This window comes from Desemzia sp. FAM 23989 (assembly GCF_045528345.1).
GTDB lineage: Bacteria > Bacillota > Bacilli > Lactobacillales > Carnobacteriaceae > Desemzia.
In genome coordinates, this window is record NZ_JBGQQT010000016.1 from 27,241 (window position 1) to 53,100 (window position 25,860).

Annotated in this window: 18 protein-coding genes; 13 read left to right on the top strand and 5 right to left on the bottom strand. The window is 41.5% G+C overall.

What is annotated here, in order from left to right:
• The first annotated feature begins 782 nt into the window (after nucleotides 1–782).
• Nucleotides 783–1,700 carry a nuclease-related domain-containing protein gene (locus tag ACEN36_RS09465; RefSeq protein WP_407126459.1) on the top strand — a complete coding sequence of 306 codons (918 nt, stop codon included), beginning with the start codon at nucleotides 783–785 and terminating at the stop codon, nucleotides 1,698–1,700.
• A gap of 103 nt (nucleotides 1,701–1,803) precedes the next feature.
• Here ACEN36_RS09465 and ACEN36_RS09470 read toward each other — a convergent pair whose 3' ends face one another.
• Complete coding sequence (locus tag ACEN36_RS09470; RefSeq protein ID WP_407096233.1) at nucleotides 1,804–2,772, bottom strand: L-lactate dehydrogenase; 969 nt, start codon at nucleotides 2,770–2,772, stop codon at nucleotides 1,804–1,806.
• Between the two features lie 274 nt (nucleotides 2,773–3,046).
• On the opposite strand from ACEN36_RS09470, the gene pth reads away from it, so the two are divergent.
• Genes pth through ACEN36_RS09495 form a run of 5 tightly spaced genes read left to right on the top strand, consistent with a single transcriptional unit; the run spans nucleotide 3,047 to nucleotide 9,746 of the window.
• Complete coding sequence (gene pth / locus ACEN36_RS09475; RefSeq protein ID WP_407096234.1) at nucleotides 3,047–3,607, top strand: aminoacyl-tRNA hydrolase; 561 nt, start codon at nucleotides 3,047–3,049, stop codon at nucleotides 3,605–3,607.
• Nucleotides 3,608–3,659: 52 nt separating this feature from the next.
• Nucleotides 3,660–7,169, top strand: a complete 3,510-nt coding sequence (gene mfd, locus ACEN36_RS09480) for a transcription-repair coupling factor (RefSeq protein WP_407126480.1) — start codon at nucleotides 3,660–3,662, stop codon at nucleotides 7,167–7,169.
• A gap of 50 nt (nucleotides 7,170–7,219) precedes the next feature.
• The gene (locus ACEN36_RS09485; protein WP_407096320.1) at nucleotides 7,220–8,773 is read left to right on the top strand and encodes an oligosaccharide flippase family protein; all 1,554 of its coding nucleotides are present in this window, start codon (nucleotides 7,220–7,222) and stop codon (nucleotides 8,771–8,773) included.
• A gap of 8 nt (nucleotides 8,774–8,781) precedes the next feature.
• Nucleotides 8,782–9,495, top strand: a complete 714-nt coding sequence (locus ACEN36_RS09490) for a MazG nucleotide pyrophosphohydrolase domain-containing protein (protein ID WP_407096235.1) — start codon at nucleotides 8,782–8,784, stop codon at nucleotides 9,493–9,495.
• Nucleotides 9,492–9,746, top strand: a complete 255-nt coding sequence (locus tag ACEN36_RS09495) for an RNA-binding S4 domain-containing protein (RefSeq protein WP_079650950.1) — start codon at nucleotides 9,492–9,494, stop codon at nucleotides 9,744–9,746. Before ACEN36_RS09490 ends, ACEN36_RS09495 begins: the two co-directional genes overlap by 4 nt.
• A gap of 1,960 nt (nucleotides 9,747–11,706) precedes the next feature.
• On the opposite strand, the gene ACEN36_RS09500 is transcribed toward ACEN36_RS09495, so the two are convergent.
• Nucleotides 11,707–12,624, bottom strand: coding sequence for an NERD domain-containing protein (locus tag ACEN36_RS09500; RefSeq protein ID WP_407126460.1), 918 nt, complete (start codon nucleotides 12,622–12,624; stop codon nucleotides 11,707–11,709).
• Nucleotides 12,625–12,924: 300 nt separating this feature from the next.
• On the opposite strand from ACEN36_RS09500, the gene ACEN36_RS09505 reads away from it, so the two are divergent.
• Nucleotides 12,925–13,377: an FtsB family cell division protein gene (locus ACEN36_RS09505; protein WP_407102415.1), complete on the top strand. Its 453-nt coding sequence runs from the start codon at nucleotides 12,925–12,927 to the stop codon at nucleotides 13,375–13,377.
• 121 nt (nucleotides 13,378–13,498) lie between these two features.
• Complete coding sequence (locus tag ACEN36_RS09510) at nucleotides 13,499–14,032, top strand: S1 domain-containing RNA-binding protein (RefSeq protein WP_407096238.1); 534 nt, start codon at nucleotides 13,499–13,501, stop codon at nucleotides 14,030–14,032.
• Nucleotides 14,033–14,503: 471 nt separating this feature from the next.
• Here ACEN36_RS09510 and ACEN36_RS09515 read toward each other — a convergent pair whose 3' ends face one another.
• Nucleotides 14,504–15,406 (bottom strand): helix-turn-helix domain-containing protein, encoded by a 903-nt coding sequence (locus ACEN36_RS09515; protein ID WP_407126461.1) that lies wholly within the window; start codon nucleotides 15,404–15,406, stop codon nucleotides 14,504–14,506.
• 133 nt (nucleotides 15,407–15,539) lie between these two features.
• Between ACEN36_RS09515 and ACEN36_RS09520 the strand changes: the two genes are divergently transcribed.
• The 4 genes from ACEN36_RS09520 to ACEN36_RS09535 all read left to right on the top strand — a co-directional run bounded on the left by ACEN36_RS09520 (nucleotide 15,540) and on the right by ACEN36_RS09535 (nucleotide 20,999).
• Complete coding sequence (locus ACEN36_RS09520) at nucleotides 15,540–15,842, top strand: hypothetical protein (protein ID WP_407096240.1); 303 nt, start codon at nucleotides 15,540–15,542, stop codon at nucleotides 15,840–15,842.
• A 1,070-nt stretch (nucleotides 15,843–16,912) separates the two neighbouring features.
• Nucleotides 16,913–18,247, top strand: a complete 1,335-nt coding sequence (locus ACEN36_RS09525) for an FAD-dependent oxidoreductase (protein ID WP_407126462.1) — start codon at nucleotides 16,913–16,915, stop codon at nucleotides 18,245–18,247.
• Nucleotides 18,237–19,706 carry a helix-turn-helix domain-containing protein gene (locus tag ACEN36_RS09530; protein ID WP_407126463.1) on the top strand — a complete coding sequence of 490 codons (1,470 nt, stop codon included), beginning with the start codon at nucleotides 18,237–18,239 and terminating at the stop codon, nucleotides 19,704–19,706. The genes ACEN36_RS09525 and ACEN36_RS09530 overlap by 11 nt, the downstream gene beginning before the upstream one ends.
• Nucleotides 19,707–19,832: 126 nt before the next feature.
• Entirely contained in the window at nucleotides 19,833–20,999 is a 1,167-nt protein-coding gene (locus ACEN36_RS09535; RefSeq protein ID WP_407126464.1) for a hypothetical protein, read from the top strand.
• A gap of 202 nt (nucleotides 21,000–21,201) precedes the next feature.
• Here the strand turns inward: ACEN36_RS09535 and ACEN36_RS09540 are convergent, their stop codons facing one another.
• A complete protein-coding gene (locus tag ACEN36_RS09540) occupies nucleotides 21,202–22,329 on the bottom strand; it encodes a Fic family protein (RefSeq protein ID WP_407126465.1) in 1,128 nt (375 codons plus the stop codon).
• 418 nt (nucleotides 22,330–22,747) lie between these two features.
• Complete coding sequence (locus ACEN36_RS09545; protein ID WP_407126466.1) at nucleotides 22,748–23,665, bottom strand: nuclease-related domain-containing protein; 918 nt, start codon at nucleotides 23,663–23,665, stop codon at nucleotides 22,748–22,750.
• 535 nt (nucleotides 23,666–24,200) lie between these two features.
• Here ACEN36_RS09545 and glpK point away from each other — a divergent pair.
• A complete protein-coding gene (gene glpK, locus ACEN36_RS09550) occupies nucleotides 24,201–25,700 on the top strand; it encodes a glycerol kinase GlpK (RefSeq protein WP_407126467.1) in 1,500 nt (499 codons plus the stop codon).
• The last annotated feature ends 160 nt before the right edge of the window (nucleotides 25,701–25,860 follow it).

A 25,860-nucleotide genomic window follows, 5' to 3' on the forward strand; every position in this document is an offset into this window, starting at 1 on the left:
AGTCCTACAAGTCAGGAAAAGGAGAATTATCTGACTTATCGCTATTACTTTGATCCTCACAAGTCAGGTAATCAACGATAAGCTCCATTTTAAGCACTCAGATCCTTTCAAAAAGGAGATTTTTCGCGAGGCGAAAAATTTCTTATTAAAAAAGGTCTTGGTTTACTTAGATATGAAGCTCGGAGGGGCATGAGAAAAGCCGCTTGTGGTCTTTACCTGACTTGTGGTGAGTAGTTTAGTGTTCACAAGTTAGGTAAAAGGGATAAATCTGACTTACGGCCTTAATTTTCAGTCCCACAAGTCAGGAAAAGGAGAGTTATCTGACTTATCGCTATTATTTTGTTCCCCACAAGTCAGGTTATCGACGATAAACTTCATTTTAAGCACTCAGATCCTTTCAAAAAGGAGATTTTTCGCGAGGCGAAAAATTTCTTATTAAAAAAGGTCTTGGTTTACTTAGGTATGAAGCTCGGAGTGTCATGAGAGAAGGGCTCGTGGTCTTTATCTGACTTGTGGTGAGTAGTTTGATGCTGACAAGTCAGGTAAAAGGAGTAAACCTGACTTACGGCCTTAATTTTCAGTCCTACAAGTCAGGAAAAGGAGAATTATCTGACTTATCGCTATTACTTTGATCCTCACAAGTCAGGTAATCAACGATAAGCTCCATTTTAAGCACTCAGATCCTTTCAAAAAGGAGATTTTTCGCCCCGCGAAAAATTTCTTATTTGTAAAAAAGAGAACGCTTTTTTTTACGTATATTGTGTGTAAAAGGAGGATTTGTGATGATCTATAAAAAAAGAAAGAAACCTACTGTGCTGGCTATGTTGGAAGTGCTGTACAAACGTACTCAGTTAAGCGCTAAAGTGCATAAATACTATATGAATCAAAAGAAAGGGTACTATGGCGAGTGCTGTTTTGATGTGTTGACGGAAAAATTAGAGTGTGACTGCTTGATATTGAACGATTTGCCATTTCAGGATGATGGCAACGAATTTCAAATTGATGCTTTAATTATCACTGCTTATGCCATTTATTTATACGAAATCAAAAATTATGAAGGAACATACTATTATAAAGACGGCTTTTTTCGTTCAGTATTTTCTGATTTTAAGTTTGAAAGTCCGATTGAATGGTTGAATCGGAAGGAAACGTATTTGCAAAAGATCTTGTACGAATATGGCATCAACTTGCCTATCAAATCTTTTATCGTGTTTGTTCATCCGGAATTCACTTTGTATGATGTTTCTTATTCAGAAAGAGTGCTGCTGCCAACTTCCATTCCGCAACATTTTCGCCAAATGAACCAATTAGATGGAAAATTAACTCAAGAGCATATTTATGTAGCGAGCAAATTGTGTGAAGTTTCCGCTCAATCTATACCGACATTGAAAGGCGTTCCTAGTTACGAGTATGACGAGCTCAAAAAAGGGCTGATTTGCGAGAATTGCGGGGAGTTCATTCATGAAGTTAAAAATAAAGGCAAAACAATAACCTGTGCTGGTTGCGGGTATCGAGAGGTAGCAGCTGAATGTATTTTCCGTCATATTGAAGAATGCAAAATGATGTTCCCGGGAAGAAGAGTAGCGTTTAATTTAGTTGATGATTGGTGCGGCGGGTTGGTGACGGAGAAAAGAATCCGCTATGTCTTCAAAAAATATTACCAGGCACATGGTTCTGGACGTGGAAGGTATTATGAGTAGTTGAGAATGGAGTTTAAATAAAAATCCTGTTCAAGAGAGTATACTCAACCTTGAACAGGATTTTTATTCTTCATCAGTTAATATTGAATCGTTTTGTATAGGTTTATTGATCTTTCATAACTTCTTCCAAAGCCTCATGACCGATCGATTTCAAGGTCTCAGCAGAATGGTTCATTTTCGCTGCTTCAGATTCGCTTAATGGAATTTCCACGACTTTGCGGATTCCTTGACGGTTGACGATGGCCGGAACACCGATGTAAACATCTTCTTGGCCGTATTGCCCGTCTAAATAAGCGGAAACTGGTAGAACGGCATTTTCGTTACCCAAAATAGCTTTAGTGATACGGGCTAGTGCTGCGGCGATTCCGTAGAAAGTAGCACCTTTCTTTTCGATGATGTCGTAAGCGGCGTCGCGTACTTTAAAGAATACATCGACTAGGGCTTGTTCGTCAACACCGGGATTTTCTTTGATCCATTCGTAAATTTGCAGGCCGGCAACGTTGGCGTGAGACCATACTGGAAACTCTGTATCTCCGTGTTCACCTAAAATATAGCCATGGACGTTACGTGCATCGACGTCTAAAATCGTTGCGATTTCTTGACGGAAACGGGCGCTGTCTAGAGAAGTCCCAGATCCGATAACACGGTGTTTCGGTAGTCCAGAGAATTTCCAAGTGGCATAAGTCAAGATATCTACCGGGTTCGTAGCGACTAAGAAAATACCGTCGAAGCCGCTGTCCATGATTTGGCCGATAATGCCTTTAAAAATGCGCATATTTTTTTTCACTAAATCAAGTCTGGTTTCACCAGGTTTTTGAGCAGCTCCTGCTGAAATGACGACGATATCTGCATCGTGGCAGTCGCTGTAGTCAGCCGCATAGATTTTCTTTGGAGAAGTGAAGGCCAAGGCGTGTGATAAATCTAAAGCGTCACCTTCAGTTTTTGCTTTATCGATGTCAATGATACCAAGTTCTTGAGCAATATTCTGTGTTACTAGAGCAAATGCGTAACTAGACCCAACTGCTCCGTCCCCTACTAAAATAACTTTTTGATTATCATTTTTGTTTCCCATGTTCAATTCCTCCATATCTTTAATAGAATCATAAGCTCTGCTTGAACTACATTCAGTATACTGTAAAAAGGAAAAAGTTTACAGAGGTAAGGTTTAATTAAAACGCTGTCATGTGAAATATTTTATAAACTTTTTTTAAAGCAAGCAACCTATTCCTTTTGTGTTTTAAATTGTGCTATACTAGATGAAAGTTTAAAAAGAGATCGTACTGGGCGAAGGTTGTTTCGTGCAGCGCTTTTTTGCGTCCATTAACGTTCAAATTGGAGAGTGTACAATGAAGATGATTGTAGGCCTAGGAAACCCTGGGAAAAAATATCAAGACACCAAACACAATATTGGTTTTATTACATTAGATGAATTGGCTTACCAACATAAATTTTCGTTCAACAAATCAAAATTTGAAGCGGATGTCGCTGAAGCTCGTTTTGATGGAGAAAAAACTTTGTTCGTTAAACCACAAACTTTTATGAATGATTCTGGAAAAGCTGTCAGAGCATTGATGGATTATTATGGCGTCGACGTGGAAGATTTGCTGGTAATTTATGATGACTTGGATTTGCCAGTCGGGAAGATTCGTTTGCGTCAAAAAGGGAGTGCAGGCGGGCACAACGGCATCAAGAGCATCATCCAGCACATCGGGACACAAGATTTCAATCGGATCCGGATCGGTATCGACCGTCCATTTCCGAAACAAACCGTTGTTCAACACGTGTTGAGCGGATTTCCAAAAGAGGTTCATGAAGACATTTTGGACGCGGTGAAAAAAAGTGCGGAGGCTACGAATCATTGGCTGGATGGGCACAAATTTATGGATACGATGAATCACTTTAATTAAGATAAAACGGAGGCAATATCATATGGGAGATGTAGTACAGTTACTGGCTGGTATGGATAGTGTTAAAGCTGTTATCGACCCGATCGGTAAGAAGCAAACGCAACTCGTAACCGGGTTGTCTGGCTCAGCTAGAACTTTAGTGATAGCTGCCATGCTAAAAGAAAAGCAACAGCCGATCGTTGTGATTGCGCACAATTTATTTCATGCCAATCAATTGATGGAAGATTTCACGGGTTTGGTCGATGACGACAAGCTGCATATTTTTCCGGTAGATGAAATGGTCTATGCTGAGATGGCGATCGCCTCACCAGAAGCCCGCAGTGAACGAATTGCTGCTATGGATTTCTTATTATCAGGAGAGCCGGGGGTTATTTTTGTTCCGGTGGCGGGTGTGCGCAAATTATTGCCACCAGTCAGCTTATGGAAAGAGAACACATTTGAAGTGGAAATCGGCGGAGAGTTGGACCCGACAAACTTGGCGCAAAAGCTGGTCGATATGGGATATGTGCGCCAGCAATTGGTAGGTAGTCCGGGAGAATTCAGTATCCGCGGGGGAATCATTGATATTTACCCGTTAACGGAAGAAAATCCGGTGCGGATCGAATTATTTGATACCGAAGTGGATTCGATGCGATTCTTTGAAGCTGGGACGCAACGTTCGGTCGATACTATTGAAGCGATTAAAATATTGCCGGCCAGTGATACGATTTTTACGAAAGAACTGCTGCAGCAACAAGCGCAATCATTTACGGATGCGGTAGAACGCAATAAAAACTTATTGACGGAAGATGCCAGCAAACAAGACTTCACGAACAACATGGCACCGATCGTAGATGCCTTCAACTATGGCGAATCGATCGACGAATTGGTGATGTTCACCGATTATGTGTACACAGAAAAAAGCAGCATCTTAGACTATATGGCTGGAAATGCGGTTTTGGTGCTGGATGATTATCCGCGTATTCTTGAAGCCGAGCGTCATGCGGAAACCGAAGAAGCGGAATGGGTAACGAGCAAATTAAGCACACGCCAAATCTTGCAGCAGCAGCATTTTTCACACGACTTTAAATCATTGATGAAGCAAACACAAAGGGACCGCGTGTATTTTGTTCTCTTTCAAAAAGGGATGGGCAATCTGCGCTTTGATGCCATTCACCCCTTCCAATACCGCAGTATGCAGCAATTCTTTGGCCAAATGCCGTTGCTGAAAACAGAGATGACCCGTTGGGAAAAACAAGAGCATACGGTTTTAGTGACCGTACCGACCAATGAACGGGCGCAAAAAGTCCATCAGACGTTTGAAGACTTTGAGATCCACAGTAAAGTTGTGACTCCAGATGCGCTTGAATTGGGCAGCGTCCAAATTGTCATCGGCAGTATCCGCAATGGATTTGAATTGCCGACAGAGAAATTCGTCTTATTGACGGAACGGGAATTGTTCAATAAAGTCGCGAAGAAAAAAGCCAATCGCCGTCAAACCATGTCGAATGCGGAACGGATCAAGAGCTACAGCGAGTTGAATCCAGGAGATTTTGTGGTGCACGTCAATCACGGGATCGGGAAATATACTGGTATGGAAACGTTGGAAATCAATGGCGTCAATCAAGATTACATGTCGATTATTTATAAAGATGACGCCAAATTATTCATTCCAGTAACGCAATTGAATTTGCTGCAAAAATACGTTTCTTCCGAATCCAAAACCCCTAAAGTCAACAAACTGGGCGGAACCGAATGGGCCAAAACCAAGCATAAAGTTGCCAGTAAAGTGGAAGACATTGCAGACGAGTTGATCGAGTTGTATGCGGCTCGTGACCAAGAAGTGGGCTACGCTTTTTCACCAGACACGGAATACCAAAAAGAATTCGAAGATGCTTTCCCTTACTCGGAAACCGAAGATCAGTTACGCAGTACGGAAGAAATCAAGCGCGATATGGAAAAGAAAAAGCCGATGGATCGGTTGTTGGTCGGAGACGTTGGCTACGGGAAAACGGAAGTTGCTTTAAGAGCAATCTTTAAAGCAGTCCAAGAAGGCAAACAAGCCGCATTCTTAGTACCGACGACAATTCTAGCACAGCAGCATTACGAAACGATGATGGAACGCTTTGCCGATTTCCCGGTGGAAGTGTCGATCATGAGTCGTTTCCGTACTAAAAAACAACAAGCTGAAACGATCAAAGGCATCAAAAAAGGCCAGGTCGATGTGGTTGTGGGAACCCATCGTTTGTTATCTAATGACGTGGAATTCCACGATATTGGGTTATTGATCATTGACGAGGAACAACGATTTGGCGTGAAGCACAAAGAAAAACTAAAAGCATTGAAAGAGCAAGTGGACGTGTTGACCTTGACGGCGACACCGATTCCACGGACGTTGCACATGTCGATGCTGGGCGTGCGGGACTTATCGGTCATCGAAACTCCGCCCGCCAGCCGGTACCCAGTGCAGACCTATGTCATGGAACAAAATCCTGGCGCGATCCGAGAAGCCGTCGAACGGGAAATGGCTCGGGGAGGACAAGCCTTTTACTTGTATAACCGCGTCGAAACGATCGAACGGCGTGTATCGGAACTGGAAGCCCTGATTCCAGATGCCCGCATCGCTTACGCCCATGGTCAAATGACAGAAACGCAATTGGAGAATGTTTTGTTTGAATTTGTGGAAGGTCAATACGATGTTTTAGTCACAACCACGATCATTGAAACGGGTGTGGACATGCCGAATGTGAATACTTTGTTCGTAGAAAATGCGGACCACATGGGCTTGTCGCAATTGTATCAATTGAGAGGCCGCGTCGGACGGAGCAATCGTGTCGCTTATGCCTATTTGATGTACCAACAAAATAAAGTCTTGAATGAAGTCAGTGAAAAACGGCTGCAAGCCATCAAAGACTTTACCGAACTAGGTTCCGGCTTCAAAATCGCCATGCGAGACTTATCGATCCGCGGGGCAGGGAACTTGCTTGGGAAACAACAGCACGGCTTTATCGATTCAGTCGGATTTGATTTGTACTCCGAAATGCTGAACGAAGCTGTGGTGCGCAAACGCGGCGGTGAAGAAAAAGACAAGAAAACTAAAGTGGAAATCGACTTGGGCATCAATGCTTACTTGCCGAACGAATACATTTCCGATCAACGCCAGAAAATTGAGATCTACAAACGCATTCGAGAGCTGAACAGCCACGATGAATACGTCCAATTGCAAGACGACTTGATCGACCGCTTCGGGAACTTCCCTGATGAAGCTGCTGACTTGTTGACGATTGGATTGATCAAGTTCTACGGCGAATATGCTTTAATTGAACACATCAAACGCAAAGACGATCAAATCGACATCACGTTTTCTACTCAAGGAACACAACAGCTGCCGGGAGAAGAAACATTCCGAGCACTCAGCGATATCCCGTTGAAAGCCGATGTGGGTGTAGTCAAAGGCAAATTGACAGTAACCTTGTGCTTGCAAAAAGATTACCTGAAAACTACTTATCAGTGGTTAGGCTACATCGAAAAATTTGCGCAAAACATTGTAGAATACCGGACAGATAACGCTGAAAGTCATTAACGCAAAGAGATGAGGACAAGTAAATGGGAAACCAGCAACTGAAAAAAACAATGAATGGCGCTGTTATCTTAACGATTGCCGCTTTTATAGCGAAAGTCCTCAGCGCGGTCTACCGCGTCCCGTTCCAAAACATGGTCGGCAACACCGGGTTTTACGTGTACCAGCAAGTTTACCCCTTGTATGGATTGGGCATGACACTAGCCTTGAACGGATTGCCGGTGTTTCTGTCTAAGATCATTGCAGAAACGCCAACCGAACTGCAGCGGAAAGTCCAGCAGCGATTGTTTGTCTTGTTGGGGGGCATTTCCTTGGCGATTTTTCTAGCCTTGTATTTCGGCGCAAATGTGATCGCAGACGGCATGGGGGACCGCCAACTCAGCGGCATCATTCAAGCGGTGTCCTGGCAATTTTTGCTGGTGCCTTTCTTGTCCGTTTCGCGCGGCTATTTCCAAGGTACGTTTCAAATGATCCCGACAGCTGTTTCACAAGTGGTCGAACAAGTCGTTCGAGTGGCTGTGATTTTACTGGTTGCCTATACGTTCAACGCCAGCTACCAATCGGTATACCAAATGGGTGCCGATGCGATGAGCAGTGCGTGGATCGCCGCGATCGCTGCTTCGGTGACGATGGTGATTTATATGGTCTCGCATCACAAGAAGCGGCCGTTTTCCGCAGTCATCCAGCCAGATTCAGATGCAGTGCCGACTTATCAAAGGCTGCTCAAACGTTTAGGGACAGAAGGACTGGTCTTGTGTTTATTGAGTGCGATGTTGTTGTTACTGCAGCTGATTGACTCGTTTACGTTATATAACGGGCTGGTCCAGTCAGGTGTAGCACCTGAAGCGGCTCGGAATTTAAAAGGGATCTATGATCGCGGCCAGCCGCTGGTGCAATTAGGAATGGTCGTTGCAACGGCTTTTTCATCCAGTTTATTGCCGATGTTGACGGCCAGCGTGGTCGAGAAGAAGGCAGCAGACTTTGTGCACATTGCCAAATCATTTTTGCGGATCACTATCACTATTGCTGCAGCCGCTACTTTTGGTATGATACTCTTGACTCCATATTTGAACCACACGTTGTTTGGCGATAAAGAAGGCAACTTGACCATTGGGATTTACTTGGTTTCCATCTTTTTGGCATCCTTGATCGGGGCCGTCAATGCAGTTTTCCAAAGCCGCAACCAGCATCGTCTGGCATTTGTCGGATTGATGATTGGTTTAGTAGTGAAAATGTTGGTGAACACGCATTTGGTGATACTATGGGGAACAGCTGGTTCCAGTTTTGGAACGGTATTGGCCTTATTGACTACGCTTGTGTTCAGTTGGCTCAAATTAGGGGCTAACTTGAAAGCGGCCGTTTATGCGAAAGGTTTTGGCTGGAAGTTAGCCGCGAGTTCCGTCATTATGAGTGCGACGGTATTGGTCGCCACGAGCTTGATCCACGTGACCGGTTTAGACGCCAGTCGTGTCGGCTCATTTATCATGGCACTTTTAGGAGTCGGGATCGGCGTGGCAGTATTTGTGAAAGCCATTATTTCATTCAAACTCTTGGCCTTGCGCGAATGGTTGTCCCTTCCGTTTGGCAAAAGAGTATTGAGAAAGTAGGGAAGAACATGAATTTATCCGTTTTAGAAGTAATTTTTAAAGCTGCACAAAGCGATTTTTCAAATGGATTCCAATGGATCCCCGCTAAAAAGCTGGATGGGGACCAGTTGGCGTTAGGCCAATCGGTCATCATTGAAGACATCCATGATGCGCCTGTATTAAGCCTCGTCGGGTCGATTTTAGATAAAAAGTACCCGCCGGATCACCAAGCAGCCTTGATCCAAGAACCGGGCACCGCTCAAGAAAGTGTGGAATGGTTCACCCTGAACCAAGAGCCTTCCTTCCAAATAAACTCCGCTTCGGCTGTGCTGTTTGTGCCTGCTTTAAAGCAAGATGAGCGCACCAAATCCTTCCAGACACTGCAATTTTATATGGACGAGATTTCTGGAGAAGGCGGCGACGTGTGGATCAAACAGCAGACGCATGAGACGCTGATTCCCTATTTGCGCGAGGAAACGGAGGAATTGGTGGAGGCCATCCAAAACCAAGACACCCGCAATTTAATAGAAGAGTTGGGCGATGTCTTGTGCCAAGTGCTGTACCAAACGAGTTACGCCGAATACACAGGTGCCTTCACGTTGGAAGACGTGCTCGAAGCCATCAATACCAAATTACGCAGACGCCACCCGCATGTATTTGACGGAGTGGAAGCCAATACGGTAGAAGAAGTAGACGCCATCTGGCAAAAAATCAAAGCAAAAGAAAAGGAGCTAGGCTTATGAGATTAGACAAATTTCTAAAAGTTTCACGCATCATCAAGCGCCGCACCATCGCGAAAGAAGTGGCGGACAAAGGCAGAATCCAAATCAACGGCGCCGTTGCCAAATCATCATCGACTGTCAAAGAGGGCGACGAATTAACGATCGCCTTCGGAAACCGCACACTAGTCATTCGCATCGACAAACTAGTCGAAACCACTAAAAAAGACGAAGCCGCAGAGATGTACACCGTTATCAGCAATACGGAAAAATAAATCTCCCTTCAGCCACCTATTTTTTCGATAGGTGGCTTTTTGCTGGGGCAAAAAGCTATTGATTGGTAATGGGGTGGGCTTGCTTTAGGTTTTGTGAGTTTTTTTAAGGTAATGGGTGGTTTGGGAGCGTCTATTTGGAGCGGTAGTAAGTACTTAAATGGCACTAACACGAGATGTAGCGTCCATTTGGAGCAGTGAAAAGTCCCCAAATGGCACTAACTAGAGTCGTAGCGTCCATTTGGAGCAGCCGCAAGTCCCCAAATGGCCCTAACTAGAGTTGTAGCGTCCATTTGGAGCAGTGACAAGTACTCAAATGGCTCTAACTAGAGTTGTAGCGTCCATTCGGAGCAGCCGCAAGTCCCTAAATGGCTCTAATTAGATTCGTAGCGTCCATTTGGGGTAGCCACAAGTACTCAAATGGCCCTAACTAGAGTCGTAGCGTCCATTTGGGGTAGCCACAAGACCCCAAATGGCTCTAACTAGAGTCATAGCGTCCATTTGGAGCAGCCACAAGACCCCAAATGGCTCTAACAAGAGTCGTAGCGTCCATTTGGAGCAGTGACAAGACCTCAAATGGCACTAACAAGAGTAGTAGCGTCCATTCGGGGCAGTGACAAGTCCTCAAATGGCACTAACACGAGATGTAGCGTCCATTTGGAGCAGCCGCAAGTCCCCAAATGGCCCTAACTAAAGTCGCAGCGTCCATTCGGTGCAGCCACAAGACCCCAAATGGCCCTAACTAAAGTCGTAGTGTCCATTTGGGGCAACCGGCAGTCTCCAAATGACTCTAACTAGAGTCATAGCGTCCATTCGGAGCAGTGAAAAGTCCCCAAATGGCTCTAGCAAGAGTCGTAGCGTCCATTTGGAGCAGCCGCAAGTCCCCAAATGGCCCTAACTAGAGTCGTAGCGTCCATTCGGTGCAGTGACAAGTACTCAAATGGCTCTAACTAGAGTTGTAGCGTCCATTCGGAGCAGCCGCAAGTCCCCAAATGGCTCTAGCAAGAGTCGTAGCGTCCATTTGGAGCAGCCGCAAGTCCTAAAATGGCTCTAACTAAAGTCGTAGCGTCCATTTGGAGCGGCCGCAAGACCCCAAATGGCTCTAACTAGAGTCATAGCGTCCATTTGGAGCAGCCACAAGACCCCAAATGGCCCTAACTAGAGTCGCAGCGTCCATTTGGGGTAGCCGCAAGTCCCCAAATGGCTCTAACTAGAGTCATAGCGTCCATTTGGAGCAGCCACAAGACCCCAAATGGCCCTAACTAGAGTCGTAGCGTCCATTTGGGGTAGCCACTAGTCCCTAAATGGCCCTAACTAAAGTCGTAGCGTCCATTTGGAGCAGCCACAAGTCTCCAAATGGCTCTAACAAGATTCATAGCGTTCATTTGGAGCAGTCGCGAGACCTCAAATGGCCCTAACTAAAGTCGTAGTGTCCATTTGGGGCAACCGGCAGTCTCCAAATGACTCTAACTAGAGTCATAGCGTCCATTCGGTGCAGCCGCAAGTCCCCAAATGGCCCTAACTAAAGTCATAGCGTCCATTTGCAGCGCACACAGCTACTCCAAACCCAAGCTACTCCAAACCCAAGCTACTCCAAACCCAAGCTACTCCAAACCCAAGCTACTCCAAACCCAAGCTACTCCAAACCCAAGCTACTCCAAACCCAAGCTACTCCAAACCCAAACTACTCAATACCTAAAAAACAACCCTTCCTATCCCAAAAATCCCTTCACTAACCTATCCTCATCTAAAACCAAAATTACCTATCAAAGCACCACCTTCCTGCACAAGCCAGTCTGAACAAAAAACCAAGTAATCATTCTTTTAAAAGCCAACTAGTGAAAAACACTATTACTTTTAATCTCTTGAAGCAGCATGACGAGCCAGACCAAAAAAGTCTTTTCAATCAGCCACTATTCCAAAAGCAATTTGGAAGCAACGGCTAAATTGAAAAGACCTTCATTTAGATATAAGTCATCAAACGCTTCGTACCTGTAGCCTTAAAATATTTCCCCAACACTATCCGTATTCTCTTCTTAGTAAACAATCCGCCACACCACTCATAAATAGCCGTGGATGTGATTTCTCTTCCCGGAAACAGCCGACGATACTCGTCCACCAGGCGGCAAATCGTCTTCGTGACCGGTTCTTGGTGCCCGCACTTTTCACATGCGCAATACCGGCTCTTGCCCGTCGGCAGCGTGACTCGTAAACTCCCACACTCTGCGCAAGACACACCTTTCGTCAACAATTCATACGTATACTCAGGCAAGTCTTTGTAAGGCGGTTCGAGTACACACCGTTCGCAAAGTTTCATGGCCAACTCGTGATGTTTGCTGGTTAAAGGAGCGCCGTGGCTGGCTACTTGAGTTAAATGTTTTTCTAATTTCCCCGGTAGTAAAAGCTCTGGCCGGTATGGAGCTTGATAGAGACACATATTGGGATCGACAAAAGCTACAAACCCGCTCACCGGCAAATGAATTCCCAACTCGGCCAATACTTGGCGGATAGAAGTCAGCAAACGCTCGAGTTGATTAAAAGGCGTCAGAATACTTTTGTCTGACGACGCAATGTAAAGATCGTCACCTTTAAAAATATATTCTCCCATATAATTCTTTACTTCATAAACTCTCACCGATTTCACACCGATAATCAATGTATCAATCTGAAAATACCTGCCATCCACCTTTAATGGCAAATCATTCAGGACCAAAAAATTCCCATCCAACTTCACAGTCAACTTATCAAAATCGCATTCTCCCTTGTAACCTCTCAACAAATTCTGATAATAATACTGCTGCTTCAACGTCAACTCCATCCGAATACTCAACGACTCCATCATCAACAAATTGTATGACTTCTCTCTTTCCTTATAAGCCATCCTCCATCAACCTCTCTTTTAAGAACTATACGCAAAAATCGACTCATTCTTTTAATCTTTTTGCAATTCCGCATAGAAATGTAAAGGCATACTTGGTATAATGTGAGCGTAGAAGAAGCGGCTGGTCATTTGGGCAAATGAACCCCTAGACTGGCGGCCACCATCATTGATTCAGAGTGAATAAAGTACAAAGTTGTACAATAAGTCCTCCGACAATACAAAAAAACAAAAAATTGGTACACTATAAAAGTACGTATTATTTTAAAGAGAAATCCATTTGAGTAGAAGAGGTGTGGGATCATGAAAAATAGAAAAGGTAATGTGACGCAATTAGAAAATGAATTCACTCAAACGAAAACCGTTCAAGCGCATCGTGAAACCAAATTTAAAAAGCAGAAAAGAAGACGGATTGCGGCTATCGTAACGATTAGCAGCGCATTTATCTTGGCGCTGTCAGTTAATCTGGTGAAAAATACGCAAGAGATCGCAGCCCTGGATACCGCAAATGTAGTAGCAGCAGAAGAATTAACGGATGTAGAAAAGCAACATGAAAGCCTTCAAGATGAGGTCAAAAAGCTTGAAGATGACGATTACATAGCGAAATTAGCTAGAAGTCAATACTACTTATCCCAAGAAGGAGAGATCATCTTTAGTTTCCCAGAAGACAATGCAGCGAAAACGCAAGAAAAGGAAAATACGGATAATCAAGACTCTGCTGAAAGCGAAGAGGAATCATCAGAAAGCAATGAATAGTCCGTCATAAATTGTGACAAAAGACATCGAAATCAAAGTTCCTGTTAATAAAAAGCTTTATATGTAGGAAAGACAATGATATAATGTCATTACTAGTATCCAAGGAGGAAATGAAGTATATATGTCAATCGAAGTCGGTAATAAGGTCCCAGGTAAAGTAACGGGAATAACAAATTTTGGTGCGTTTATTGATTTAGGAAATGGTAAAACTGGATTGGTTCACATTAGTGAAATCTCCGATAGTTTTGTCAAAGATATCCACGATGTATTAACTGTTGGTGATGAAGTTACAGTTAAAGTTTTAACAATCGGAAACGATGGTAAAATTGGTTTGTCCATTCGTAAAGCAGTAGATCAACCAGAAGGAGAAGCGGCTGCCAGTGCACCAAGTTCAAGTGCTAGACCATCAAGTGCTAGACCAAGTTCAAGTGCCAGACCAAGCAGCAGTTACCAACGCAGCAACGATAGAGGCAGCTCAAGAGGTTCATCTTCCAGCTACCAAAAATCTAGTCGTCCTTCATACGCTCAAAAAGATAGAAAAGAAGACTTTGATACACTGATGAATTCATTCTTGAAAGATAGTGACGATCGTTTAACTTCTTTAAAACGCAACACTGAAGGTAAGCGCGGCGGACGCGGCGGACGTCGCAACTAGTCTCCGAATTTAAAACAAAAACTAACTTATAAAAACTCTAGCGAGGCGGGATTTATTCCAGCCTCGCTTTTTTTAAATGCAATCCTATAAGTATGTTCTTTGTGAATGTCTCTAAATTCAATAACTGAACAGAGATAAAGCAAGATAAGAATCGCAAAGGATCGAGACATCTCGTTGTGGAGGATAAAAAAGAAACAAGATAAAATATATCCTGGTCCTCAGTTATCGCAGGAATCGTCACATTCAAAGGCCTGTCTCAACATAAAATGAGACAGGCTTTTTTTAGATTTTATAGAGAAAAAAGCAGTTAAAGATAACGTCTGGATGGGTTTACTAGGCAAATAGCGTCCATCCGAGGGTAAAAAAAGCACCAGATGGCTCTTACTAGGTAAGCGGCTGGATTGCTCATTCAATAAAAAAGAAGCTGCTTCAAAATCGAGTAAACATACTCGATTTTTGAGACAGCTCCTTTTACTTTAGTAGTTTCGTTTGTTTTTTTGCATACAAATTGTAGAAGTTCTCGGGGTCGTTTTCAGCCCACTCTGTTAATGTCGGTTTGTCTAAACTGTCAAACACACGCTTAGCTTTTTCAATGAGTCTTAATTCCGTTGTATCGCCAAGTTTTGTCATACAGACTTCTTTGCGGATCAACGCGGTTGCCCACATGATGGGATGTTCCGTACTTTGAGCAGTACCTTCCATTTGCTTAACGTAAAACAGCGCTTGTTCGTAATTTTTGTCCACCATCAGCAAATTGGTCACATGCAGCAAAAAGCTGATTTTTAATGAGGCTGCTTCTTCAAGGTGGGGATAACAGTCTAAATTGGCAAGAGCTCGATTAGTCAGAGATGCAGCTGTTTCACTATCAAATAAGTACAAAATACTATTGAGGATCCGCATTTCTGCCAAATACCAGTTATCTAACGTTTCCAACCGGTCCCAGACCTTTTGAGCGTAGACTTTTGCTTTCGTTAAATCTTGTTCTTCGAGGATGATCTTGTAGCCCCGGCAGGCATTCAGAATATCCAGTATTAATTGGTCGTAACGTTCTTGGACCAACTCTTCGCCTTTTTCAATAATCTCATCGATCAATGCGCTGTTAGGATTTTTTTCGATTTTTCTAAACAAATAAAGAATGGTTTCTTTTTGCCCTAATTCGTATTCATTTAAAATGTAAATAAATTCTTCATGCGACATATCCATGTGATCCAAAATAGCCATATACTTTGAAAGCGTCTGAGTGATGTCATTCCGTTCAAATTTAGTATAAGTGGAACGAGCCATGGTATCGTCTGAAATTTCTTTTTGCGTGTAGCCTTTGTTCTCCCTGATTTTTTTCAGTGTTGCACCAATAGAAAAAGATGTGAGTGACATGTGACAAAACTCCTTAAATAGTACTGTTATTATGATAACTTTTCCAACAGAAACGATTAGAACTCGTTATACTAGTTACAATGATACTTAGTCAGAAGAGCAGCTGACTCGTAAGTTACGTATAAGAAAGCAGGTGACGCGTATTACAACGGAAAATCTTTTAGGAAAAACCGAGCACGACTCCGCTAAAAAGTACTCGTATGTAGTAAAAGCAAAAGATAAGATCGTGCATTTAAAAATAGACAATACCGATGTACTCATCAATGCAGACGGTGAAGTCGACTGTCCTTTAGATGGGGTGTTGCGCAAGAATGGATATTCCATCTATGACTTGCTGAGTTGGAATACTAAGGAAATTGATTTTATTGTAACGACCAATAGTGTTGAACGCCTTATCCGCACCATTCCGCTAAATGTATCACTCGAACCGATTTAAGCTTATTTTACCCGAAAGTCACAAAAAAAAATATCTATTAGCCAAAGTTTTGTTCCTCTATGGAGCTGTTTTTGAACAAATTGAGTCATGCTGGAGCTGCGACAAAAGTCGCGGCTCCTTTTTTAAAAAATGCGTTGTGAAAGGCAGAGCTCACACTCCCATTAAAAAGCTCTTAGACTAGCGCAGGTATGCAGTCTATATCTGACTTAAGGCGAGTATTCTGATGCTCACAAGTCAGATAAAAGGATAAAACCTGACTTACGACCTTAATTTCTAGCTCCACAAGTCAGGAAAAAGCGAGTTATCTGACTTGTCGTTAGTATTTTGATCCCCATAAGTCAGTAAACAGGAAATAAATCATTGTGTAAGCACTCAGATCCTTTTAAAAAGGAGATTTTTCGCACTGCGAAAAATTTCGTAATAAAAAGTTATTGAGATTGTGCAGGTATGAAACTGATGGGAAACATAGCGAGAGGTAAACAGCCTGTATCTGACTTGAGGCGAGTATTTTGATGCTCACAAGTCAGATAAAAGGATAAAACCTGACTTGTGCACTTAAATTTTATCTCCACGAGTCAGGATAAACGGATTTATCTGACTTGCCGCCAGTATTTTAATGCCCACAGGTCAGGGAACATAGGATAAATCGCTGCGCAAGCACTCAGCTCTCTTTAAAAAGGAGATTTTTCGCACTGCGAAAAATTTCTTAATATAAAAAGCATTGAGATTGTGCAGGTATGAAGCTAATGGGAAACACAGAGGGAGGTAAACAGCCTTTTATCTGACTTGTGACAAGCATGTTGATGCTCACAAGTCAGATAAAAGGATAAAACCTGACTTGTGCACTTAATTTTTAGCTCCACAAGTCAGAATAAACAGAGTTACCTGACTTATCGCCACTATTTTGATGCCCACAAGTCAAGTAATCAAGCACAAACCGCCCACAATCACCCAGAGCATTTGAAAAGAAACGCTAAACACGCCTCACTTCAACTCCAAGTTCTGTTTTGCCCCCAACTCTTGTAAAGTGCTATACTAAAGTTAAGAAATCAAACTAGAGGAGTATCGATATGAGAGTAGCCATTATTGGTGCCTCTTTTGCTGGGGTCGCTGCAGCGTTAGAGGTGCGGAAGAAATTTAAGCAAGCGGAGATTTTTCTGTTGGAAAAGCAATCGAAACTGGGGTACATCCCAAATGGATTGCACTTGTATTTGGACAAGAAAATCGCTTCTTTAGAAGAGGCTTATTTTATTACGGCCGAACAACTGCAGAAACAGCGCATTCAACTGCATTTATCTTCAGAAGTCGAGAAAGTCGATATCGATCAAAAGCAAATTTCGTACCGTGATCCCGAGGGAGAAGAAACCATAGGGTACGACAAATTGATCATCGCCACCGGTTCCAGTCAGCTATCGCAAAAGATTTCGGGCTGTGACACTACACGAGTCTTGAAATACAAACGATTCCATGAAGCAGAAGACGCCCTCGAAAAGCTACAAGGCAGCCAGCAAGTTACCGTCATCGGCGGCGGGCAAATTGGTGTGGAAGCAGCGGATCTGCTGCAAAAAAATGGGAAACAAGTCACCTTGATCGAAAACATGGATTATGTCTTGTTCAAATATTTTGACAAAGAAATGATCGAGCCACTGCAAGCAGCGGTGAAAAAATCTGGCGTCACTCTGCACCTCAATCAGACCGTATCAAGCGTTGAAGAAACAAACGAGCATGTGGTGGCACATTTGCTGAATGAATCCATCGTCAGCGACACGGCTATATTAGCGGTAAATGTTCGACCAGACTTAAGGTTCTTAGGCGACCAAATCAAATTGCACACCGATCATACAATCAAAGTAGACCAATACCTGCGGACGTCTAAAAAAGATGTCTTTGCCGTCGGGGATTGTATCCAATTGCAGTTTGGAGCCGACAAAGATACGTTCTATATCCCGCTGATCAACAATGCTATCCGGACAGGAATGGTTGCTGCGGCCAACCTTGTTGAGCCGGTATTGCCGTTCAAAGGTTCGTTGCGCACGATCGGAACGTCGGCTTTTGGCTATTACATCGCCAGCACCGGGATGACCGAAGAGGAAAGTTTGTTTTATACCCATCCGGTCAGCGCAGTTTGTCAAAAGGTTAAGCTGAATAGCTTGCCGACAGCTGAAACGGCTACCGTCAAATTTATTTACGACAAAGAAAGCCGCGTTTTATTAGGAGCACAGCTGCTGTCCAAAGCCAATATATTAGACAAGATCAACACACTCGCTCTAGCTATTCAAACCAACCAAACGTTAGAAGATTTGATGCAGAAAGATTTCTTTTTCCATCCGGTTTATACTAATCTTATTGAAACAACGAACTTAGTTACTTGGCCTGGTGTAAGGTGTGATGCATATGAAGATTGAAAATTTCTTAGAAAAGCACGAAATCAGAGAAATCACTATTTTTCAAAAACTCGTCTTAAGCGGAGGGCAAGTGGGGTATACAGAGATGATTGACCATCTAGACATCTCCAAAGCATCACTGGATAAGGACCTAGAAGCCATCACATTCCGCTTTCAGTGGATTTCGTCAAATGTACGCATTGATTACGACGGACATATGATCTCTTTGTTTATGGGTCATGAATTTTCCTTGGAGCAAATTTACCAGCACTATCTCAGGCAATCGATCAAAGTAAGCATCATCAGCTATTTATACGAACACCAAGAATTCACGATCACTCAATTAGCTCAGAAATTGACTGTCAGTGAGTCTTCTTTGTTTCGCAAAATCAAAGAGTTGAACAGCTACCTGAAAGAATTTCAAATCAAGATCCGCAACGGCCGCTTGCAAGGAGAAGAGCTGCAGATCCGTTATTTCTATTACCAATTTTACTGGTATATCGCTGATAAAAGTGCTCTGGCCTCTAGAAAAAATGACGACCAAGTCGAACGCATGACCCAAGCGATGGAAAATTTCCTGCAAGCCACATTGGATCCCGAAAGCAAACAACGTATTGGTGTCTGGTTCCATATCAGCAAAAACCGCGTCAACAGCCGGTCTAAAGTCTACAAATCTTTACACCAGCAAATGGAACCCTACCACGAAGATCCGATGTACCACAAAGTCCGTACGATGGTACTGCGCTTCTTCAGCCGCTATTCCATTGAAGTCGATGAAGAAGAAGGCATGATGCACTTCATTTTTCTGCTGGCCTTCCCGATCCTTTCTGAAAATGACTTCCACGAATACACGCTTCTTCGCGGCAGAAGGACTCCGACAGCTGCTCTGGATACCTATATCGTGGAGACGATCATCATTCAATACAATTTGCGCAAATTGCCTTACATGTTGGAGCGGGAGATGTACTATTTCCTCTCGCAAATCCATACCCGAATGTACTTTTTCAAAGGAGACATCGAAATCTACGACTACGACGCCATCCTAGCCAAAGAGAAAAAGTTCACCGGCAAAGACCTGTTGTCCTTCGCCAAACAATTACGCGACATCAGCATAGGCAAATTAAACATCGAAGAAACAGACGGCGACACGCTATTAAAAATGGAGTTGTTAAAATACGTCAGTCTCCTAGCCATCGTCACTTTCCAAACAGCGACCATCCTGCAAATCGGGATCGACCTGAAAATGGAAAGCATCTACACCAAAGCCCTGAACCAGCTGCTCGTGATGAACATGCAACACATCAACGGCACACACATTGAAAAATATGATCCAAAAAAAGACTACGACCTGATCCTGACCAACGTACCAAAAGGACAAAAAGACCACTACGGCAAATCCAAAGTCTATGTACTTTCCGAGATTTTGTCGCCGTTTGACCAGAAGAATATTCAAGAGATCTTGCAGACACTGAATCAATAAAAGATGCACTTCCTACTATAGGGAGACATCTTTTTGCTGTTTTTATAAGAAGAGAATTTAATGAAAGATAAGTTACATGCATTCTTAGTTATATAGTATGATTATGTAAAAGGATGTGGTGTTTTGATGAAAGACAAAATTACTAAAGAATTAGTAGAAAAATTTTCTAAAAACTTTGTTGAACAATTAAAAAAATCCGCTGAATTAATTGAAAAAAATTCGTATATAAAAAGAAATCATTTTTTACCAGAAGCATTTACAGGAGATAGTGTCTCAGTTAATTCATTTTATTCAATTGATAGAGAGCATTTGATGCTAGTATTTATGAAAAGTAATAAAAACGAATTTAACTACAGTATAACTACAGGGAATGTATTTGACGTATTCGACCCATTTAGAATATGGAACAGAAGTAAAAGTACTGGAATCAGAATAGAGAATTCAAGTAATATTAAAATTAAATCAATTAATGTAAGAGGAATGAGGCCAATTGATTTATATGGAGAAGTCGAAATAATTGCAGAAGACTTTATATTTAATATGCCTTATCCAAGGAACACAGATGCTAAATTAGAGTATGTAATGATATTCTCTAAACAAATTTTTTTAAATTTAATAAAAAAGCAACATACCTTTGCAAACCAAATAGTTTTAAGTTACTCTGATTTCTTTGAGAACACTGGAGAAAAATACAATTTAAATAAAGATAGCTCAGTAAGATATATAAGCTATCTAAATCAATTGAAAATAAGTATGTCTGAATATTTTTTCACAAAAAATTATAAAGAAACCGATATAGACAATTTTATTGCTAATCATCCCGAAATTCTTAAGTATGGATTAGGCCTAATAAATTTCCAGTCTCAAGTTATAATGAAAGATATCCATGGTGATTATGGGCAAGATTTAAAGCCTGATCTAATAGGTTTTGATTCAATAATAGAAACCTGGTTTATTGTAGACTACAAGTTACCCTGGAAAAAGGTGATACGAGGCTCTGGAACTGTCAGAGCATCTTTAACAGCAGAAATAACATCATTAAAAAAACAACTTAAGGTTTATAGAGATTATTTTAACGATAGCATACAAAGAAAATATGTTAATGACTTATATAACTTGGATGTAAAGAAATATCCTCCTACAATAGGTATTATAGGAACTGTTGAACTAGAGGAAAGAGCTGAATTTAATGAAGAACGATTTGATCAACCTGGTTGGTTTAAAGTAGTTTCATATGACGAATTATATAAAAAGGTCTGTGAGTTTATTGATACTACTTCTAAAATTCAGTAGGTAATAAAGAAGAGATCAATATGTAACCTTTATTTCTCATTTTTGAACCTAATTATACAGGCACACCATAGAAATTCAGGCTTGCACGAGGTGTATATATAACGCCAATCTCAACACACCAAGTAAAACTAACTATGATTATGGGTTTTTACCCACAGAAAATATAAAAAGGAGCTCAGGCTAAACTGGCTCCTATTTATATCTATAATAAATTAATTAAATCGTAGTTCACGTAGACTCTATTTTTGGTCTTTGATTTATCAAAATCGAGTAATTTTAAATCTGCAAGAGTGTTTAAACCTTTTCTAGCTGTAGCTACGCTGATGTTTAATTTAGTTGCTACTTCTTGAACAGTTACAAACGGCTGATTAAAAGTGCTAAACCAAATGTTATTAATGTGACCTTCTCTATTTATAGACTTTAATCCATGTGTCGCTAAATCGTTGATATTTTCTAACTTATTTAGCATATTATCTGACATTCTTTGACAAGCATCCAAAAAGAAATCAATCCATTCAAACCACTCTGGATCCTCTCCTCTTACGCCATTCAATTTGTTGTAATATCTAATTCTTTCTTTTTCCAATTCTTCACTGACAAAAAAAACGGGTTTTTCAATTAATCCATCTTGCATCGTACTTAAAACAATTAAGATTCTTCCCAATCTTCCATTTCCGTCTAAAAAAGGATGGATAGACTCGAATTGAGCATGTAATATAGCAGTTTTAATTAATGGATCTGTATTCTCATCTAACAAATGTTGGGTATTCTCATCAATCTCTTTATTAAATGAAGAATGAGTGGTCGAGTTTACATAGTACTCCCAGTTTGTCATATAATTCCCAATTAAGTTGGCATCAACAGGTATATATACTGCATCTTCTATTCGGCCTGTTGGACCAATAAAGTTTTGGATTTTTCTAAATTCTCCAGAGGAGGACGTGGTTCCACGCGTTTCATTCTCCATTAAAATTTTGTGTAACTCTAGTATTAATCTAGTAGAAATAGGATATCCATTATGGATGCGTTCTATCCCTCTTGCTAAAGCTTTTTGGTAATTTTCAACTTCAGTAACTTCACTACTTTTATTTTTTTTAGTTGCTTCATCTATCATATCAGCAAAAGTAACTTGCGTTCCTTCTATTCTTGTAGACTGAACCGATTCTCTTAAAGAAAGAATTTGGATTAATTGATCATTTACAATTGAATGGTCAAGTTCGGAATTTAGTTTTCCAATGGATGTTTTTATTTGTGCTACTTTTTTATACAAGGATAAAGCTTGTTTGGTACTTACTACTGGAGGTAACAAATCAATTCCTTTTAAAACCATTTTGGTTGTCCCCTTTATGTCTGATTTAGTATATTATTGCATTCTATTTGATAAAATTCAATCAAAAAGAACGTATAGATTCAAAAAGTGCCTCTATAAGAAATTTAAGCAGGGATTTCCAACGAATAGAGATTAAGTATCGTCTAACAATTGAGTTGAAGAATAAATAAGTCGCTTAAGTTGCCTGCCATACACGCACACAACTCAAGCGACTTTTGTTTTTTTGCTGAACGGAAATTGTATTTCTATTCCAAATTAGAGCCCCAACTACCATATCTTCGAATTAGTTAACAACATATGATCCAAACTAGGGTCTTAACTACCATATCTTCAAATTACTTACCAACCTACGGTCCAAACTAAGTTCTCAACTACCATATCTTATCAAATTTCCACACGATACGGTCCCACCCCAACCTCACTCATAATGCCGATACTTCCCAGCACTTACTGCTTGATACTCTTTCTGCAGTGCTGCCCGAATCTTCCGCTCCGAAAAAACTCCGCCACACCACTCATAAATACCAGATATATTCATCCGTCTCAACGGAAACAACAAATGATACTCCCGAATATGTCGTGAGAGTGCTTTAGTAACCAGCTCCTGATAACCACATTCCAAACAACGACACACCTTACTCTTAAACTGGATTTCCCGAACGAAACACCCGCACTTCTCACAAACAACACCCTTTTTACACCCTTCAAAAGTATATTGTGGAATCCCTTTTGTATAAGGATCTGTCTGTTCGGAGATATCACATAATTTCTTTGTAAGCTGTATGTGCATGTTAGAAAGCTCTCCAGAACACTTATTTAACTTCCTGAAGTGACCCGGCAAAGTGGCACGCAACAATACCTTTTTGTAGAGAGAGGCATCATACAGCATAAATTCAGGATGGATGAACACGACATATTGCTTGATCGGCATTGTAAAATGGTGCTTTTTTAACAAACTGCGCAATAACGACGTATGCCGGTTAACTCTCTCAATGGGGCTATGAAATGAAAAATCAGAATGAACTCCTTCGAAAAATCCATCATTGTGCAAATACTCTCCAGCGTAATTTTTCACTTCATACAAACCAATCTCATGGAGCGTAATGATCAAGGCGTCAATTTGAAAATCTGTCCCGCTGATGACTAATGGCAAATCATTCAAAACAAGACATTCACAAGTCAACTCTCCAGTAAACGTGTCTAAGCCACACTCACCAGTGTAACCACTCTCTTGACTCGATAATTCTCTGCGGCCTTCAGAAGATAACTCGATCCGATACTGCAACAACTCCATCACTTGTAATTTATAAGATTTTTCCCTTTTTTTATATAGCATACCATCACACACCTTTACCAATAAAGTACGCAATAATCACTCCTCTTTTTCCCGCAAATAAAATCTTTTTTAGCAGCAAGTTTGCTTTGCGTACTAAAACCGCTATCACACTAAAAAACCACAGTAAAAAGGGAACTCACGTACCATACCGCAAATCACGCTCGACTAATATGGTAGTCGATATAGGTATCAACTACCATATCCATCACCCATCCAACTACTCATGGCCCAAATTCAACTCTCAACTACCATATCGTAAAAAAAATTCACCCGATATAGTCTATAAACCCCAACCACAACCATCCAGAAGAAACAGAATACCAATTCCAAACCTAGAAACCCACAAAACCACCATAACCAACCAAAAACAATCTCTAATTACCTATACCAAATCACATCAAACTTGTAAGGGTATCCAAAAATGCCATTTTTTTAAACAATCGTCCAAAAACATGACATTTTTTTCGTGTGAAAACGTATTATAATAAATACATCAAGAAGGAAACGTTTGCATACACAAGGAGGAACTATCAAAATGACTGAAAAAAAATACATCATGTCCATTGACCAAGGAACAACGAGTTCAAGAGCTATTATTTTTGACAAAAACGCTAATAACGTTGGAAGTTCACAAAAAGAGTTTACTCAGATTTTTCCTGAAAGCGGTTGGGTAGAACACAACCCTAACGAAATCTGGAACTCCGTGCAGTCTGTTATCGCAGGGGCATTTATTGAATCCGGTATCAAACCAGCTGAAATCGCTGCTATCGGAATTACGAACCAACGTGAAACAACAATTGTTTGGGATAAAAAAACAGGTCGTCCGATCTATAACGCAGTAGTATGGCAATCACGCCAATCTGCACCGATCGCAGCCAAATTGGCAGAAGAAGGACATTCTGAAATGATCCACGCAAAAACTGGTTTGATCATTGATTCTTACTTCTCTGCAACTAAAATTCGTTGGATCTTAGACCACGTTGAAGGCGCTCAAGAACGTGCTGAAAACGGCGAATTATTATTCGGTACTGTCGACACTTGGTTGGTTTGGAAATTAACTGGTGGAGAATCATTTGTAACGGATTACTCAAATGCTAGTCGTACGATGTTGTACAATATCCACAATCTAGAATGGGATCAAGAGATCTTAGATTTGTTGAATATCCCACGCGCTATGATGCCAGAAGTGAAATCTAACTCAGAAATTTATGGTCGCACAACGAACTACCACTTCTATGGAGCTTCTACTCCGATCGCAGGAATGGCTGGAGACCAACAAGCTGCTTTATTCGGTCAAATGGCCTTCGAACCAGGAATGGTGAAAAATACTTACGGTACAGGTTCATTTATCGTCATGAACACTGGTGAAACACCACAATTGTCAGACAACAACTTATTAACAACTATCGGTTACGGATTCAACGGAAAAGTTTACTATGCACTAGAAGGAAGTATCTTCGTTGCAGGTTCAGCTGTCCAATGGTTGCGTGATGGATTGAAAATGTTGGAAAGTTCTTCTGACTCAGAAGAAATGGCTAAAGCATCAACGAACGAAAATGAAGTATTCGTAGTACCAGCCTTTACAGGACTAGGCGCACCGTACTGGGATTCTGACGCACGCGGAGCAGTATTCGGCTTGACTCGCGGAACAAGCAAAGAAGACTTTGTTAAAGCAACTTTACAAGCAATTGCTTACCAAGCACGCGACGTTATTGATACAATGAAGACAGACGCAGAAATCGAAATCCCTCTATTAAAAGTAGACGGCGGAGCAGCTAACAACGACTGGTTGTTGCAATTCCAAGCAGACATCATTGGAACAAAAGTACAACGCGCTCACAACTTAGAAACAACAGCACTAGGAGTAGCTTACATGGCTGGACTAGCAGTTGGATTCTGGGAAAGCATCGAAGAAATCAAAGACATGTACGAAGAAGGCGGCACATTCGAACCACAAATGTCCGACGAAGAACGCGAAAAATTATACCAAAACTGGAAACTAGCCGTAAAAGCAACACAAGTATTCAAACCATAGAGAGTGGAGCTGAGCGTTTAGGATTCCGTAGAGTTCGATTTTGAAAGGTCATTGGCGCTTTTTGCCAATAACCTTTCAAAACGAAATCATAGGAAGCCTGCTCAGCGCAACTCGTTTTGACTAGAGAGCGGAACATAGCGTTTAGCCTACCGGCTAAAAG